We start from the raw sequence: 15,689 nt of genomic DNA, 5'->3' as shown, positions 1-15,689 counted from the left end.
GCGCTCTCAGGCCAGAGCCTTGATGATGGACATGGCCGCATCGCGACCCATGGCGACGGCGGAGACGGTCAGGTCCTCGCCACCGGTTGCGCAGTCGCCGCCGGCCCAGACACCGGCAACGGAGGTACGGCCCTCTTCGTCAATAACGATCTTGCCCTTCTCGATCTTGACCGTGTCGAGGCCGGCAATGTCGAGCGTCTGGCCGATGGCGGTCAGGATCTGGTCGCAGGCGATATCGATCGTATGGCCGGTTTCCTTGAGAAGTCCGTTTTCGAGATGCGTATAGGCGAACGTGATGCCGGAGACATGGCCGTTATGGCTCGCGACAGACTTCGGCGCGAGCCAATGGCGGATCAGCACACCCTTGGAGGCGGCCAGCTCCTGCTCATAGAGCGAGGCATTCATCTGCTCCTGGCCGCGCCGATAACAGATCGTCACCTCTTCGGCGCCGAGCAACTTGGCCTGCACCGCCGCATCCACCGCCGTCATGCCGCCGCCGATGACGACGACGCGACGGCCGACCGGCACATCGCCCTTCTTGTCCGCCTGACGCAGATTGGCAATGAACTCGACCGCATCGATGACGCCATATTCATGCGTGCCTTCGACGGTGAGTGCATTGACGCCGCCAAGGCCGACGCCGAGGAAGACGGCATCATGCTTGGCCTTCAGATCGGCCAGCTTGAAGTCGCGGCCGAGCATCTCGCCGTCCAGCACATCGATGCCGCCGACGGAGAGGATGTAGTCCGCTTCCTTCTGGGCAATGTCATCGGTCGCCTTGTAGGTGGCGATGCCGTATTCGTTGAGGCCACCGGCCTTTTCGCGATGGTCGTAGACCGTCACGTTGAAGCCGTTGATGGCCAGACGATGCGCCGCCGCCAGACCTGCCGGACCGGCGCCGACAACGCCGACAGATTTACCGTTCGAGGCCGGACGCGTGTAGAACTGCTTGCCCTCATGCATCGCCTTGTCGGTCGCATAGCGCTGCAGACGGCCGATCTCGACCGGGCGCTCCTCGGCCGTGTTGCGCACACAGGCCTGCTCGCAGAGCGTTTCGGTGGGACAGACGCGGGCGCACATGCCGCCCATGATGTTCTGGTCGAAAATCGTCTTGGCAGCACCCATCGCGTTCCCCGTCGAAATCTGACGGATGAACAAGGGCACATCGATGGAGGTGGGACAGGCCGTCATGCACGGCGCGTCATAACAGAAATAACAGCGATCCGAGGCAACCAGCGCTTCGTGGTCGTTGAAGACCGGATGCAGCTCGGAAAAATTCTTCTCGTATTCGGCGGGCGAAAGCCGGCCGGCATGGATCCCAGGTTCCAGTCGTCCCATGTTGTTCCCCTATGTGTAACGGCTAGTGGAGGAACGCTAACCCAGTTCAAAAATTTTATCAAACGGTAAAAATATGACTGCGGCGATTTTTTTGGCCTGCCCAAAGCTTGAGCATGATCGTCACTTTGCGATGATCAATTTTGGTCGACAAGCCTTTGCTGCTCGCGGTTTCGCCAGGCTTTCGGCGTGATGCCGGTCTGGCGCGAGAAGAGCCGGTTGAAATAGGCGGGGTCAGAAAATCCAAGATCGAAGGCGATCTGCTGGACGGTCATCGAGGTGAAGACGAGATCGCGCCGCGCCTCCTCGATCACGCGCTCGGCGATCAGCTGTCCGACCGATTGGCCGGTGATCTTGCGGCAGACGCGGTTGAGATGAACCGGCGTGAGCGACAGCTTCTCGGCGTAGAACTCCACCGGCTGCTGTTGCCGGAAATGGAGCGCGATCAGCGTCTTCAGTTTCTCGATTCGTCCGATGTCGCGCTCCGCCTCACCCGCCGTCCGCCCGCCGGCAGCACCGATGCGACCGATCAGGATCATCGCCGCCGAAAGACTGGCGCGCACGAACTCGCCATCGATGCCGAAGCCCGCCGCCACTTCCGAATTGATGCGCGCGATGAGATCGCGCACCAGCCGCGCGTCCTCTCCCCCCTCTTCCGGCCGATGAACCAGCGGGCTTGCCATGAGCGACGCCGCCGGCACGACAGGCAGCCGCGAGAGCACGAAGGTCAGCACGTTTCCGTCAATGTCGGGCGAGAATCGGAAACCATGAACCCGCTCCGGCGGCACCGTAACCAGCGACCCGCGTCCAAGAGCGGTGGCGCGATCGGGCAGAACCAGTTCGCCCTCGCCGCCCCTGATATCGAGGAACTGGAAGAAGGCCTCATGCCTGTGCGGCCGGATTTCCCAATGGTTGACGCTGCTGCGCGCCGGAATGGATTCGGAATGGATCCAGAAATCGCCAACCGCCGAGCGGTCTTCGCCATAGAGCGCATAGGTGGGCACGGCTTGCCGCAATGCAGCATCTCCCGATGTTTCAAAAGTACAATATTTTGACCGGTTTCTCCATTGTGCGCAAGCACCCCGGATTTATCATTCGGCAAGATTGAAAGCGGGGTGGGAGAGCCCCAATATCCGGGAGGCATACCAATGCGCACGCAAGTCGTTATCGTCGGATCGGGCCCGTCTGGCCTTCTGCTCGGCCAGTTGCTCACCAATGCGGGCATCGACAACATCATCATCGACCGTGTCGATCGCGACTACATTCTCGGCCGCATCCGCGCTGGCGTTCTCGAAGTCGGCATGGTCGGCATGATGGACAAGGCGAAGGCTGGCGAGCGCATGCATAAGGAAGGCCTCATCCACGAGGGCTTCAGCCTCTCCTTCGATGGCGTCCAGCACCGCATCGACCTCCAGGGCCTAACCGGCACCTCCGTTATGGTCTATGGACAGACAGAAGTGACGCGCGACCTGATGGACAAGCGCATCGAGACGGGCGGCCTGACGATCTACAATGCCGGCAATGTGACGCCGCATGATTTCGACACCGACCACCCTTACGTCACCTATGAAAAGGATGGCGTCACGCATCGCATCGACGCCGATTTCATCGCCGGCTGCGACGGCTTCCACGGCACCTGCCGCGCCAGCGTCCAGGACAAGGGCGTCAAGAATTTCGAGAAGGTCTATCCCTTCGGCTGGCTCGGCGTTCTGGCCGACGTGCCGCCGGTCGATCATGAGCTGATCTATGCCCATCACGAACGCGGCTTCGCGCTCTGCTCGCAGCGCTCGCTGGTGCGCAGCCGCTATTACGTTCAGGTTCCCCTGACCGACAAGGCCGAAGAATGGTCGGACGACGCCTTCTGGGACGAGTTGCGCCGTCGCATTCCCGCCGACAAGGCCGAAGCGCTGAAGACCGGCCCGTCGATCGAAAAGTCCATTGCGCCGCTACGCTCCTTCGTCGCCGAACCTTTACGCTTCGGCCGTATGTTCTTGGCAGGCGATGCCGGCCATATCGTGCCGCCGACCGGTGCCAAGGGCCTCAACCTCGCGGCTTCGGACATCCACTACCTGTTCTCCGGCCTGCAGGAATTCTACGGCGAGAAAAGGATGGCCGCTCTTAACGACTATTCCCGCCGCGCCCTGTCGCGCATCTGGAAGGCCGAGCGCTTCTCCTGGTCGATGACCATGCTGATGCACACATTCGAGGCCGAAGGCGAATTCGGCGTCCGCATGCAGCAATCGGAATTCGCCTATCTCACCGGCTCGAAGGCCGCGCAGCTTTCGATGGCGGAGAACTATGTGGGCCTGCCCTACTAGACCTGACACCGGAAATTGCCTCCCAAGGCAGGCGGCTCCGAAAGGGGCCGCCTTTTGTTTTCGCAGCAGAAAATAGGATGTTTTTCTTTTCTGAAAAAAGATGACTCCTTTCATCCACTTTAATCTTTACCAAAATAATCATGTTTTGTATGTTGCCGCCACTGGACATCTTCTGGAGAGTGCAAGTGGCGAAAAAGGCTTCGAGAAATGCGGGCAAACAGGATTCGCGGAAAAGCGGCGGTGACTGTAGACCCGAAGAGAACACCGCGGATCTGAAGAGCTTTCTCTATGTCGGCGGACGCGATTGCCAGGTGGCGCATCTGCGCCAGATCGCCTCGGCGCATGGGGCGGAACTCATCCACCACGATGGCGGCCTGCGCGAAGCCGTGAGCCGCATCGACACGGTTCTTCCCTCCGTCGATTGCGTCTTCTGCCCCATCGACTGCATCAGCCACGACGCCTGCCTGCGCGTGAAGACCGGCTGCAAGAAGCACGGCAAGCGCTTCATTCCCTTGCGCAACGGCTCCAAGTCGAGCCTCGAGCGCGCCCTTCAGGACATCAGGGACGGACGGCTGAAACACGCGTGAAGGGATGACCCCACCGACATCAAATGACACTCACGCGCGAGTCAAACAATTCCTGCAGCGTAAAAATGCATATGAAACGCAATAGTTTAGTGGTCATAAATATATAGAGAAATTCGACTTCTTCGAGGATTCAAATTGACGAACACGTAAACGTAAGTAATGATGCTGCCAGTTACGGGTCGCAATTGAGGGGGTTGCGGTTCTGAAACGTGCACGGGAACACATCTGGGAGGAAAGTGTCTCATGGCGAATTTCATCTATTCGACTGCGCAGCTGAACTATCTTCAGGCCTTCGGCCAGTCACCGGCGGGGCTGCTTGGCTTGCAGCAGCTTTCGCTTCCGGGCTTCAACCTCGGCGGTCTCGGCAGCATGTTCGATCGCATGCTGCCCGACATGTTCAACGGAATGTCCATGACATTCACATCGCCGGACTGGCTGGCAAAGGCTGCGACCAGCACCATCGTGTCCAGTTTCCCCTTTTTCGACGGAACGGTTTCCCGCGCGCTTTTGCCCGCGCCCACGCCCGCCGCATCTGCGTCCACACCGCAGGCACCGAACCCGGCCACGGGGATATTCGGATACAAGGACTACTCGGCCGCAAAATCGGCGGCCCTCGTCGATACGGCGTTCAAGCTGGCGACCTACGAGCAGATGGACAAGATCTTCGGGATCAACGTCGCCTCGCTGGTCAACCAGATCGGCAATACCCTCCCGGATGGCCTGACGGCCAACAAGATGCATCTCGAATTGCCCGCCGGCTGGTCGAAGGTCGGCCCCGCTGCCCTTGGCCTCAGTGCAAGTTCGCAGGATTTGGACGGTTACTACATCATCAAAAGCCCGTTGAGCGGCACGACCTATAGCGGCCCGCAGGCACAGATTCTCGAGCAGCATGACAGCGCCGGCCATGTCGTCGGCCTATCCGTGACGTTCATCGGCACCAACTCGCCTGTCGACGTGCTCGATTATCTCCAGCTCAACAGCGGCGAGATCGCCGCCAATATGGAGCCGCTGCTCAACGCAGTGCATAATTACGCCGTCGCCCATCATCTGGGCGCACAGGATGTGATCGTCACCGGCTATTCGCTGGGCGCCGGCTACACCAATGTCATGGCGCGTTTTGCCGACAGCCTGTCGGGCGGCTTCTTCGCCAACAGCAATTACATCGCCTACGAAGTGCCCTACATCTACGACCAGAAAGATCGGGTGCTCAATATCGGCTATGAGAACGATGTGGTCCATCGCGCCGCCGGCGACTGGAGCAGTTTCGGACAGGCGGTTGCTGCAGCGCCCGGCCTCATCGGTCAGGACTACCAGCTGCACTCCTCGACCGACAACCTCATCCTCTTCAGCGACGATTACGCCAGCCCCGCCTGGCCCATGGGACCCTTCGCGCTTTATAATATTGTCGGCGGCTGGAGCGCGCATATCGCGGGCATCACCACGGACGCCTTGCAGCGGATCATGGATTCGCACTTCTACGAATTCACCACGCGCGACAGTCTGGTGATTGCATCGAACCTCAGCGGTCTGACACGCGACACGACCTGGGTGCAGGACCTCGACAAGTCGTCTGACCGCTACGGCCATGTCGGCGACTCCGCCTTCATCGTCGGCACGAATTACGACGACAAGCTCGCCGGCAATCGCGGTAACGACTATATCGACGGCATGGCAGGCAACGATACGATCCGACCCGGCACGGGGGCCAACCGCGTCGAAGGCGGCGCAGGCCGCGACACCCTGGAGCTCCAGGGCACGATGAGCGACTGGACCGTCAGCAAGCTGGCAGACGGAACGCTCGCCCTCTTCTCGAAAACCTACGGGATGAACATTATCTCCGGTATCGAGCAGGTGATCTTCCTCGATAGCGGACCTCTGCACACGCCGCGAAATTACGAGGTCGCAGGCGATCACCTGGAAGACATGACCTTCAGCGGCGCGCTCGATTGGCTCGACCAGGACATGGCCTATGCCAAGAGCCTTCAGGGCACCGCCGGAAACGACACGCTGACGGGCAATTTCGTCTTCGCACTTGCGGGCAACGACACCGTGAACGGCACCAATGGCTCGGACGTCCTCTATGGCGGCGCCGGCAATGACAAGCTGGACGGTCTGGCTGGCAACGACTTCCTCTATGGCGGCGAAGGCAACGACACGCTATTCGGCGGTGGCGGCAACGACCTCCTCAATGGTGGTCTTGGCAACGACACATTCGTCTTCGACCGCAAGGTCGCCGGCGCGGTGACGGTGGAGGATTTTCGCCTCGGCGCAGACGAGTTGGACATGATCGCGGTAAAGAACAGCGGCTATGCAAGCGTGGCGGAGTTCCTGAGCCAGGGCAAGGATACCGCTGCCGGCCTCCTGTTCGATTTCGGAAGTTCCGACCTTCTCATTGCCCATGCGACAAAGGCGGACGTCACCAAGGATATGATCGTCTTCATCTGATCGGCCATGTGGGCTGGAGTAATTCCAGCGAGTGTGGAAACCGTTTCGCGTCCGGAATTGCGTCACAACAAAGAGATGGATCGTTTCAGCGTTTCCAAGAAACATTGAAACGATCTTGCCCGGATACGTCAGCGATCCGGGCAGCACCTCGCCCGGAACTTGCTCGTGGGATCAGCTTCGCGAAGGTTGCGGGAACAGCGCACCCACGGCTGTCAAAAGCCAGCCAGCCATCATGATCACGCCACCGGACGGGGCCGACATCGGGAAAAGCCCGGTCCCGGTGAAGTGCCGCTTCACAAGATCGCCGGCAAAGAGCAGAACGCCGAGGATGAGCAGGGCTCCGGAAAGTGTGGAGAAGCGCAGACGGTTGCCCGCAGCAATGAGACCGACCAGTGCCGGCGCATGAACGAGGCACATCAGCGCGGCCGATCCCAGAAGCCGTTGATCGTCCAAGTGCGACGCGGCGGCAGCCAGGCCGATTCCGCACATGCCGAAGAGACCGGCAAAGACGCCGAAAAGCCGGATGCGTGTGGTTTCATGCATGGGGTTCACCCTCTTCCCGGTTCTGCATGTGATGCGCCAGCTGCTCGACCGGCTTCCAGATGATCTCGCGCAGCTTGGGATGGGCGATCGTCTCATCCATCGCCATGCGGAAGCACAAGAGCCATTCGTCACGCTCGGCCACACCGATGGGCGCGCTGAAATGCCGGGCGCGCAGCCTCGGATGTCCGTATTTTTCGACATAGAGCTGCGGTCCGCCCATATAGCCCGTCAGATAATCGTAAAGCTTGTCGCGGGAGCGGTCGAGGCTTGGCGGATGGATGGCGCGGCAGTTCTTCGCTTCAGGCAGCGTGTCCATGAGGTCGTAGAAACGCGCGACCAGCTTGCGGATTGTTTCCTCGCCGCCGATGGCTTCGTAAAGCGTAATGGTTTCTTCGTCGCTCATCGCCTGTTCCCATACAGCCTGCTTCGTATCCCCCGCTTAAGCACGGGTGTGAGCAAGTGACAAGGTGGCGATTTGGCACGTCAGCGTCGGCGGCCCGAAACAGTCCGGCGATTGGCAACGGGCTGCGCAACGATGGCGCCCGCACCCGGCGGTCGCCTGCGCAAAAGTTCCGGCACGTCGCCTGAAGGCACGGGTCTCCCGAGGAGGTAACCCTGGAGATCGTCGCAATGATTGTCGCCCAGGAACTCCATCTGCCCCGCAGTCTCGACCCCTTCGGCGAGTACGCGAAGTCCGAGCCGCTGCCCCATGGCGATGATCGCGGAGGCAATCGATGCCGCCGCGTCGTTGGTTTCGATGTCGCTGATGATTGACCGGTCGATTTTCAGCCGGTCGAGCGGCAGCCGCGCGAGGGCACCGAGATTGGAAAAGCCGGTGCCAAAATCATCAATGGCGATGGAGATACCGAGCGATTTCAACTCGCTCATGATCTGGATTGCGGTCGACTCGTCGTCCAGCAGCATCGACTCCGTCAGCTCCAGCTCCAAAAGCGCCGGATCGAGACCGCTCTTCTCCAGAGCGTCGCGTACCTGCCTGCGGATTTCGCCGCCGGAGAATTGTTGCGCCGAAACGTTGACGGAAACGCTGCGCCGGACCCCGAACTCGCTGTTCCAGCGCGCCGCCTCCAGACAGGCGCGTATCAGCACCGCGCCGCCCAGCTCGACGATCAGACCCTCCTGCTCGGCCAGCGGAATAAACGCCGCCGGCCCCAGGCGGCCTTCCTGCGGGTGCTGCCAGCGGGCGAGTGCCTCAAACCCGTAAATACTGCCGTCGTGCAGGTTCATGAGAGGCTGAAAATCGAGATCGATGCCTCCTGTCGCAATCGATTCCCGCAAGGTTTCAATGCGCTGGCGACGCTGTTCCTGAAGACGCGAGAATTCTGGATCGTAGACCTCCACGCGGTCACGCGCCATCTGCTTGGCACGATGCATGGCGGTCGTAGCGTGGCTCAGCAATTCCTGGGCATCGTGGCCGTGGGCAGGGAAAATGGCGAGCCCTGCCGTCATGGAAACCGCGAGCCGCACGTGATCAATCTCGACCGGCTTGCGCAGCGCTGAAAGAAACTCCCGAAGCGCGGTCCTGGCGTCCCGCCCTTCCCCCTTGCGCAGCACGACGACAAATTCGTCGGCGCCGAGCCGGGCAACAACATCGCCCGGCCGCATGGCGTTGACCATCCTTGCGCTGATGGCGCTCAGGAATCCGTCACCGACCGCGTGACCATGCCGATCGTTGACAAGCTTGAAATCATCGACATCCAGAACGGCGACGCCGACGGCGCGGCCCTCTGCCGCTGCGGAGGCAAGTTCACGCGAAAGAATTTCGGAAAAGGCGGATCGGTTCGGCAGCCCGGTCAGACTGTCTCGCTCGGCCATCACGCGAAGTTGCACGGCGACGCGTTCCCGCTCGATAGCCAGTTCGGCAAGCCGGGCCCCCAGCGCCAGACAGCGCGACTCAAACTCGCTCGGCAAACGCGGCTGGCGCGAGTAAAGTGCAAATGTCCCGTGCACCGTTTCGTCGGCGTTGAAATAGGGCATGGACCAGCAGGAGCGCAAACTGTAAGGCGCAGCAATTGACTGGAAGGCCGTCCAGTTGGGGTCCTTCAGGATATCTTCTGTGTAGATGGGGACGCCACGATAGCAGGCCGTACCACATGTTCCGAGGTTATCGGCGATCATGAGGCCGATCAGTGCCTCGCCGTATTCCTTCGCCATCGATGGAGCGATGACGTCGGCGACGACCGTTCTGTCGTCGGAGAGGACCAGTAGAGAGGCCCAGAAGCCTTCCAGCAGGCCTTCGCACAGAACTGTGATCCGTGCAAAAACCTCCGCCAGCGGCCTTCCTGCGGCAAGCATTTCCAGCACGTCGATTTGCGCTTCGAGAAGGACGCGAGACTGCATCGCTTCCGTCGATTGCCGCACCTGACCGCAAACCGCGACAACCTCGCCCTCTGCGTTGAAGACCGGATATTTCGTCGTCTGATTCCACCGCGTGCCACCCTGCGGCAACTTCCACCGGAAAGGTTCGCAGTAGATGGGCTTTCCGGTCGCAAATATCTCGGCGTCTTCGGCGCGAAACCGTTCGGCAAACTCCGGTCCGTACAGCTCCAGATCAAATTTCCCTTTGAGCCCGCCTGACGGCAGTCCAAGCGCGAACTCGCACTCGCGATTGGCCAGAATGTACCGGCCATCACGGTCCTTCAGGAAAATTTCGTCGGAAAACTGGTCAAGTGCTGCCGACAGCAGCTCGGAAAGGGAAGCCTGGTCTCGTACTGAAGCCAGTAAATCAAGAAGCCGCGAACGCTGTTCCTCGTCGAGTTCAGCGTCAGCGTCCACAATGCGCTCGATCTCCTGATAGGACATCTTCCCCTTCAAGTGCACAAACCCCCTCGGCCTCCGCCGACCCGTTGGCCACGTCATGAAGCCTAGCATAACATCTCGCCCGGAAGCTCAACAAAAAACTAAGCCAACCGGAAATTCCACGCTGCAACATTACAATGTCTGCATACATATTGCAGGAATACACCGAGTCCATGTTAACGTGCAGTAAAAATGTAAACTCGTGCACAAATAGGACAAAGGAATTTAACTTTAGGTGTTGATTCTATTGGCGACGAGAACAGAGAGTGCAGTTAAGCTTTGACCTGAAGTCCGTTCATGTAAAGCTGCTCGAGAAACCGCGCGGCATCCTCGAAACGGCCTTCGCCGCTGCGCGTGGGACCAAGCACAGCCTTCACCTGAACATCGAAGTCGGCATAGTGCTGGGTGGTTGCCCAGATCGAGAAGATCAGGTGATAAGGATCGCAACGCCCGATCTTGCCGGCCTTGACCCAGGCCCTGATCACCTCCGCCTTCTCATCCACGAGCTTTCGAAGGTCGTCCAACTCCTCCACGATCGAGGGCCCACCACGCAGGATTTCATTGGCGAAGAGCCGGCTCTCTCGCGGAAAGTCGCGCGCCATTTCCAGCTTGCGGCGGATATAGCTCTTGATCTCGATTTCCGGATTTCCATCCGCGTCGAACTCCCGCAAGGGGTCCAGCCATGTGTCCAGCACGCGGTCGATCAGCGCCCGGTGCATCGCCTCCTTCGTGCGGAAATAATAAAGCAGATTGGGTTTCGACATGCCGGCGACCTCGGCGATCTGATCAATGGTCGCGCCCTTGAAGCCGTGCATCGAAAAGACGTCGAGGGCCGCCTCAAGGATAACCTCCTCTTTCTCCTCCTGGATGCGTGTTCTGCGCTGCGTCTTCGCCGCTCTCGGTATCGCCATGTCACCCCTCATCGTCTGCCCGAAGGGGCAGAATTGCCTTTTGAAAAGGCACTGCGAACATATTTGGCACTCGATGACGATTTTCTCTGAATCGACCGCTTTTTTCGTCTTGAGTGCAGCAACGGAAGCTGTAATGTTTACCAACCGGTCAAATTATCCGTCATGCAATTTACAAACGCAACGCGGAATTTGTGAAAAAACAAGAAAAGCACGGCCGGACGGAACAGCAAGGCGAAGACCGCGCAAAAGCGGCGCGCCGCCATAAAAACTGAGGAGAATTTCCATGGCTGCACCAGGCCAGAACATGCGCGTCAACGCCGATCGTCTGTGGGACAGCCTGATGGACATGGCGAAAATCGGCCCCGGCATTGCCGGCGGCAACAACCGCCAGACGCTGACTGACGCCGATTCCGAAGGCCGCAAGCTCTTCCAGTCCTGGTGCGAGGCCGCAGGCCTCACGATGGGCGTCGACAAGATCGGCAATATGTTCATGACGCGCCCGGGTACGGACCCGGATGCCCTGCCGATCTATGTCGGCTCGCATCTCGACACCCAGCCGACGGGCGGCAAATATGACGGCGTGCTCGGCGTGCTCGCCGGCCTCGAAGTCATCCGCTCGATGAACGATCTCAATATCAAGACGAAGCATCCCATCGTCGTCGTCAACTGGACGAACGAGGAAGGCGCGCGCTTTGCTCCCGCCATGCTCGCGTCGGGCGTCTTTGCCGGAATCCACTCGCTCGACTACGCCTACGATCGCAAGGACATGGAAGGCCTGCGCTTCGGTGACGAACTCGCCCGCATCTGCTGGATCGGCGATGAAGAGGTGGGTGCGCGCAAGATGCACGCCTATTTCGAATATCACATCGAACAGGGTCCGATTTTGGAAGCAGAAGAAAAGCAGATCGGCGTCGTCACCCACTGTCAGGGCCTCTGGTGGCTCGAATTCGCGCTCACCGGCCGCGAGGCCCATACGGGATCAACCCCGATGAACATGCGCGTCAACGCCGGTCTCGCCATGGCCCGTATCATGGAAATGGTGCAGACGGTCGCCATGGAAAACCAGCCGGGCTGCGTCGGCGGTGTCGGCCAGGTGAAGTTCTCGCCCAATTCCCGCAACGTGCTGCCGGGAACGGTCATCTTCACCGTCGACATCCGCTCGCCGGACCAGACCAAGCTCGACGGCATGCGCGCCCGCATCGAGAAGGAAGCGGCCGCCATCGCCGAAGCCCTTGGCGTCGGCTGCTCCGTCGAGGCCGTCGGCCATTTCGACCCGGTCACCTTCGACCCCACCCTCGTCTCCGCCGTCCGCAAGGCAGCGGAAGACCTGGGCTATAGCCACATGAACCTCATCTCCGGTGCCGGCCACGACGCCTGCTGGGCCGCCAAGGTCGCCCCCGCCACCATGGTCATGTGCCCCTGCGTCGGCGGGCTCTCGCATAACGAAGCGGAGGAGATTTCCAAGGAATGGGCGGGCGCAGGCGCGGACGTATTGCTGCGCGCCGTGGTGGAGACGGCGGGGATTGTGGAGTGAGCGCGTTGGCATTATCTTTGGTGGATAACAAAGCCCCGGAGAGTGAGCCATGTCGCCATCTACCGAGAATCTTGTTCTTGAAATGCTGCGCGCCATCCGCGCGACGCAGGAAAAGCATTCGACCGACCTCTTGGAAATCAAGGAGCGGCTCGGCATTATCGAACGGCAATACGCCAGCGTCTCGCGCCGCATCGACCGTATTGACGAGCGGCTGGACAGAGCAGAACCACACTTGGACTTGGTCTGAGGTTGAACGTTATCGAGAATTCCGATTAAGCCGGCCGAACCTCTGTTCGGGTCAATCCGTTCTTCAGGAGAAGAGCACATGGCAACAGACAATCTCGTTCTCGAACACCTTCGGGCGATTCGTTCGACCGTCGAGCGGCTTTCCGAAGACATGCAAGAGGTCAAGGGCCGCTTGGGTGTTCTCGAACAGCAATATGCCATCATCTCGAACCGTTTCGACCGGCTCGATGATCGCGTCCTTCGAATCGAAAAACGCCTCGATTTGGTCGAAGCCTGATATTCATCATCCACTTAGGCAGCACGCAGCGAACCTGCATCGCAGGTAACGCGCTGTTTGCCATTGGGGAAATCGTCATGGGAAGACCTATAGAAATGACTCCGGAAGAAAGGGCCTCTCTACTACGGCAAGGCTATAAGCCCGTCGAAATCTGGGTGCCGGACATGGAAAGCAAGGCATATTACCACGAGGCAGCAAGACAAGCACGGGCCAGCGTAGCGGCGGATCGTAACGCGGGTGTGAGCAGCTTCCATGGGGCAATCCAAAGAGACTGGGAGGTTTAATGCGATCGTTTTTGTTTATGTCGCTTCTTCTCCTAGTTTGCGGTGCTTCAATCCTTCGCGCAGAGGAATGTAACGAAGCAGGGCGGGAGAGCGATTTATACAGAAGCGAGTTGATGAAATGCGCAAACCTGAAAGACGACAAAGTTCGTCTGAAGTGTTTCGACGAAATTACACACGGATATGGGCTGTCTGAGTAAGGCACGCAAAAAACAACTGAAGATTCGGGAACAGCATCATGAGCAGCACAGTCATCAAGAACGGCACAATCGTCACGGCTGACCTGACCTACAAGGCGGATGTGAAGATCGAGCATGGGGTGATCGTCGAGATCGGCCCGAACCTTTCAGGCGATGAAACCCTCGACGCGACCGGGTGCTACGTCATGCCCGGCGGCATCGATCCGCATGTCCATCTCGAAATGCCCTTCATGGGCACCTATTCCTCGGACGACTTCGAAAGCGGCACGCGCGCAGGTCTTGCCGGCGGCACGACCATGGTGGTGGATTTCTGCCTGCCCGATCCCAACCAGTCGCTGCTGGACGCGCTGAAGCGCTGGGACAACAAGTCGACCCGCGCCAATGCCGACTATTCCTTCCACATGTCCATAACCTGGTGGGGCGAGCAGGTCTTCAACGAGATGGAGACCATCGTCAAAGAGAAGGGCATCAACACCTTCAAGCACTTCATGGCCTATAAGGGCGCGCTGATGGTGGATGACGACGAGATGTTCTCCTCCTTCCAGCGTTGCGCAGCGCTCGGAGCACTGCCGCTGGTCCATGCCGAAAACGGCGATATCGTCGCGCAGATGCAGCAGAAACTGCTCGGCGAAGGCAATAACGGCCCGGAAGCACATGCGTATTCCCGCCCCGCTTCCGTCGAAGGCGAAGCGACCAACCGCGCCATCATCATCGCCGACATGGCGGGCGTCCCGCTCTATGTCGTCCACACCTCCTGCGAACAGGCCCATGAAGCCATCCGGCGCGCGCGCCAGAACGGCATGCGCGTCTATGGTGAGCCGCTGATCCAGCATCTGACATTGGACGAGAGCGAATATGCCAACCCCGATTGGGACCATGCCGCCCGCCGCGTCATGTCGCCCCCCTTCCGCGACAATAAGCACCAGGATAGCCTCTGGGCCGGCCTCGCGTCGGGCTCGTTGCAGGTGGTCGCGACCGACCACTGCGCCTTTACGACCGAGCAGAAGCGCTACGGTGTGGGCGATTTCACCAAGATCCCGAACGGCACAGGCGGGCTTGAAGACCGCATGCCGATGCTCTGGACCTATGGCGTGGCGACAGGCCGCATCACCATGAACGAATTCGTCGCCGTCACCTCGACCAACATCGCCAAGATCCTCAACGTCTATCCGAAGAAGGGCGCGATCCTCGTGGGCGCCGATGCGGACATCGTCGTCTGGGACCCGAACCGGGAAAAGACGATCACGGCTGCCAGCCAGCAATCGGCCATCGACTACAACGTCTTCGAAGGCAAGACCGTCAAGGGCCTGCCCCGCTTCACGCTGACCCGCGGCTACGTCGCCGTCGAAGAGTCCAGCATCAAGACCCGCGAAGGCCACGGCCAGTTCGTCGCCCGCGACCCCTTCCCGGCTGTGTCGTCGGCACTGTCGACCTGGAAGGAAGTGACCGCGCCGCGCAAGGTGCAGCGCACGGGGATACCGGCTTCGGGAGTCTGACGGATGGATTGGTCCAATCTGGCGGCCTTTGCCGTGACCGAGTTCCTGCTTTGCCTCTCGCCGGGTCCCGCCGTGCTTCTGGTCGTCGGCCTGTCGATGCGACAGGGGCTCTGGCGCTCGCAATGCGCGGCCGCCGGTATCCTCACGACCAATGCCATCTATTTCGCTCTTTCGGCTGCGGGGGTCGCGTCGCTGATCATCGCCAGCGCGACGCTCTTCTATGTGCTGAAGATCGTCGGCGCGCTTTATCTGGCGTGGCTCGGCGTGAAGATGATTCTGCCGCTGGTTCAGGCGTGGTGGCGCGGTGAAAAACATGACGCGCCCTTCGCCGAAGCCTCGAAAATGCCCCGCGCCAAGAGTGCGCCGCTGAAGCTCTACTGGAAGGGCATCAGCCTTCAGGCGGCCAACCCGAAGAACCTCGCCTTCTTCGTCGCCATCCTGCCGCAGTTCATCGACCCGCATGGGCCTGTCGCGTTGCAGATGATGGTTTTCGGCAGCGTTTCGATCCTGCTGGAACTGCCGGTCTTGCTCATCTATGCGCTCTCCTTTTCCGCGCTCGCAAAGGTGATCACGGAACGGGTGGTGCTCTGGATCGAGGCCGTTGCCGGCGGCATACTCATCCTGCTGGCCGGCGCATTGGCATGGGAGAAGAAGGCATGAGGCCTCGTCGGTCCGAATTGGCGGGAAGCCCGCGCCCCC

The 15,689-nt window shown here is 60.0% G+C and carries 15 protein-coding genes; 9 read left to right on the top strand and 6 right to left on the bottom strand.

Annotated features, from left to right (window positions below; genetic code table 11):
- Nucleotides 1–6 precede the first annotated feature (6 nt).
- Together ABID16_RS01170 and ABID16_RS01165 are read right to left on the bottom strand one after the other, a co-directional pair.
- Complete coding sequence (locus tag ABID16_RS01170) at nt 7–1,338, bottom strand: NAD(P)-dependent oxidoreductase (protein ID WP_354554435.1); 1,332 nt, start codon at nt 1,336–1,338, stop codon at nt 7–9.
- Nucleotides 1,339–1,472: 134 nt separating this feature from the next.
- Nucleotides 1,473–2,351 (bottom strand): helix-turn-helix domain-containing protein, encoded by an 879-nt coding sequence (locus tag ABID16_RS01165; RefSeq protein WP_354554433.1) that lies wholly within the window; start codon nt 2,349–2,351, stop codon nt 1,473–1,475.
- Between the two features lie 132 nt (nt 2,352–2,483).
- Here ABID16_RS01165 and pobA point away from each other — a divergent pair, with 132 nt between their 5' ends.
- The 3 genes from pobA (at nt 2,484) to ABID16_RS01150 (ending at nt 6,685) form a co-directional block, all read left to right on the top strand.
- Nucleotides 2,484–3,653, top strand: coding sequence for a 4-hydroxybenzoate 3-monooxygenase (pobA, locus tag ABID16_RS01160; protein WP_354554431.1), 1,170 nt, complete (start codon nt 2,484–2,486; stop codon nt 3,651–3,653).
- A gap of 185 nt (nt 3,654–3,838) precedes the next feature.
- Entirely contained in the window at nt 3,839–4,240 is a 402-nt protein-coding gene (locus ABID16_RS01155) for a DUF2325 domain-containing protein (RefSeq protein WP_354554429.1), read from the top strand.
- Between the two features lie 243 nt (nt 4,241–4,483).
- Complete coding sequence (locus ABID16_RS01150) at nt 4,484–6,685, top strand: calcium-binding protein (RefSeq protein WP_354554427.1); 2,202 nt, start codon at nt 4,484–4,486, stop codon at nt 6,683–6,685.
- 171 nt (nt 6,686–6,856) lie between these two features.
- Here the strand turns inward: ABID16_RS01150 and ABID16_RS01145 are convergent, their stop codons facing one another.
- The 4 genes from ABID16_RS01145 to ABID16_RS01130 all read right to left on the bottom strand — a co-directional run bounded on the left by ABID16_RS01145 (nt 6,857) and on the right by ABID16_RS01130 (nt 10,956).
- Nucleotides 6,857–7,228 (bottom strand): DUF423 domain-containing protein, encoded by a 372-nt coding sequence (locus ABID16_RS01145; RefSeq protein ID WP_354554425.1) that lies wholly within the window; start codon nt 7,226–7,228, stop codon nt 6,857–6,859.
- The gene (locus ABID16_RS01140) at nt 7,221–7,631 is read right to left on the bottom strand and encodes a group II truncated hemoglobin (protein WP_354554423.1); all 411 of its coding nucleotides are present in this window, start codon (nt 7,629–7,631) and stop codon (nt 7,221–7,223) included. Before ABID16_RS01140 ends, ABID16_RS01145 begins: the two co-directional genes overlap by 8 nt.
- Nucleotides 7,632–7,711: 80 nt before the next feature.
- Nucleotides 7,712–10,048: a sensor domain-containing protein gene (locus ABID16_RS01135; RefSeq protein WP_354554420.1), complete on the bottom strand. Its 2,337-nt coding sequence runs from the start codon at nt 10,046–10,048 to the stop codon at nt 7,712–7,714.
- A 269-nt stretch (nt 10,049–10,317) separates the two neighbouring features.
- The gene (locus tag ABID16_RS01130) at nt 10,318–10,956 is read right to left on the bottom strand and encodes a TetR family transcriptional regulator C-terminal domain-containing protein (RefSeq protein ID WP_354554418.1); all 639 of its coding nucleotides are present in this window, start codon (nt 10,954–10,956) and stop codon (nt 10,318–10,320) included.
- A 283-nt stretch (nt 10,957–11,239) separates the two neighbouring features.
- On the opposite strand from ABID16_RS01130, the gene ABID16_RS01125 reads away from it, so the two are divergent.
- From ABID16_RS01125 to ABID16_RS01100, 6 genes are all read left to right on the top strand, one after another.
- The gene (locus ABID16_RS01125; RefSeq protein WP_354554416.1) at nt 11,240–12,490 is read left to right on the top strand and encodes a Zn-dependent hydrolase; all 1,251 of its coding nucleotides are present in this window, start codon (nt 11,240–11,242) and stop codon (nt 12,488–12,490) included.
- A 49-nt stretch (nt 12,491–12,539) separates the two neighbouring features.
- Nucleotides 12,540–12,737, top strand: coding sequence for a hypothetical protein (locus ABID16_RS01120; RefSeq protein ID WP_354554414.1), 198 nt, complete (start codon nt 12,540–12,542; stop codon nt 12,735–12,737).
- Nucleotides 12,738–12,815: 78 nt separating this feature from the next.
- Nucleotides 12,816–13,013, top strand: a complete 198-nt coding sequence (locus tag ABID16_RS01115) for a hypothetical protein (protein WP_354554412.1) — start codon at nt 12,816–12,818, stop codon at nt 13,011–13,013.
- Between the two features lie 77 nt (nt 13,014–13,090).
- The gene (locus ABID16_RS01110; RefSeq protein ID WP_354554410.1) at nt 13,091–13,297 is read left to right on the top strand and encodes an antitoxin MazE-like protein; all 207 of its coding nucleotides are present in this window, start codon (nt 13,091–13,093) and stop codon (nt 13,295–13,297) included.
- A 235-nt stretch (nt 13,298–13,532) separates the two neighbouring features.
- The gene (gene hydA / locus ABID16_RS01105; protein WP_354554408.1) at nt 13,533–14,990 is read left to right on the top strand and encodes a dihydropyrimidinase; all 1,458 of its coding nucleotides are present in this window, start codon (nt 13,533–13,535) and stop codon (nt 14,988–14,990) included.
- A 3-nt stretch (nt 14,991–14,993) separates the two neighbouring features.
- Nucleotides 14,994–15,650 (top strand): LysE family translocator, encoded by a 657-nt coding sequence (locus ABID16_RS01100; RefSeq protein ID WP_354554405.1) that lies wholly within the window; start codon nt 14,994–14,996, stop codon nt 15,648–15,650.
- Nucleotides 15,651–15,689: the final 39 nt, after the last annotated feature.

It is taken from the genome of Limnomicrobium aquaticum (genome assembly GCF_040545545.1).
GTDB classification, from domain to species: Bacteria; Pseudomonadota; Alphaproteobacteria; order Rhizobiales; family Rhizobiaceae; genus Ensifer_A; species Ensifer_A aquaticum.
This window is presented reverse-complemented; position numbering and strand designations above follow the sequence as displayed.

Excerpts from the sequence above, each read along its gene's own strand:
- ABID16_RS01100 (WP_354554405.1), top strand. The coding sequence starts at position 14,994 with ATGGATTGGTCCAATCTGGCGGCCTTTGCCGTGACCGAGTTCCTGCTT.
- ABID16_RS01130 (WP_354554418.1), bottom strand. The coding sequence starts at position 10,956 with ATGGCGATACCGAGAGCGGCGAAGACGCAGCGCAGAACACGCATCCAG.
- ABID16_RS01125 (WP_354554416.1), top strand. The coding sequence starts at position 11,240 with ATGGCTGCACCAGGCCAGAACATGCGCGTCAACGCCGATCGTCTGTGG.
- ABID16_RS01145 (WP_354554425.1), bottom strand. The coding sequence starts at position 7,228 with ATGCATGAAACCACACGCATCCGGCTTTTCGGCGTCTTTGCCGGTCTC.
- ABID16_RS01115 (WP_354554412.1), top strand. The coding sequence starts at position 12,816 with ATGGCAACAGACAATCTCGTTCTCGAACACCTTCGGGCGATTCGTTCG.
- ABID16_RS01170 (WP_354554435.1), bottom strand. The coding sequence starts at position 1,338 with ATGGGACGACTGGAACCTGGGATCCATGCCGGCCGGCTTTCGCCCGCC.
- hydA (WP_354554408.1), top strand. The coding sequence starts at position 13,533 with ATGAGCAGCACAGTCATCAAGAACGGCACAATCGTCACGGCTGACCTG.
- ABID16_RS01135 (WP_354554420.1), bottom strand. The coding sequence starts at position 10,048 with ATGTCCTATCAGGAGATCGAGCGCATTGTGGACGCTGACGCTGAACTC.
- pobA (WP_354554431.1), top strand. The coding sequence starts at position 2,484 with ATGCGCACGCAAGTCGTTATCGTCGGATCGGGCCCGTCTGGCCTTCTG.
- ABID16_RS01140 (WP_354554423.1), bottom strand. The coding sequence starts at position 7,631 with ATGAGCGACGAAGAAACCATTACGCTTTACGAAGCCATCGGCGGCGAG.
- ABID16_RS01110 (WP_354554410.1), top strand. The coding sequence starts at position 13,091 with ATGGGAAGACCTATAGAAATGACTCCGGAAGAAAGGGCCTCTCTACTA.
- ABID16_RS01150 (WP_354554427.1), top strand. The coding sequence starts at position 4,484 with ATGGCGAATTTCATCTATTCGACTGCGCAGCTGAACTATCTTCAGGCC.
- ABID16_RS01120 (WP_354554414.1), top strand. The coding sequence starts at position 12,540 with ATGTCGCCATCTACCGAGAATCTTGTTCTTGAAATGCTGCGCGCCATC.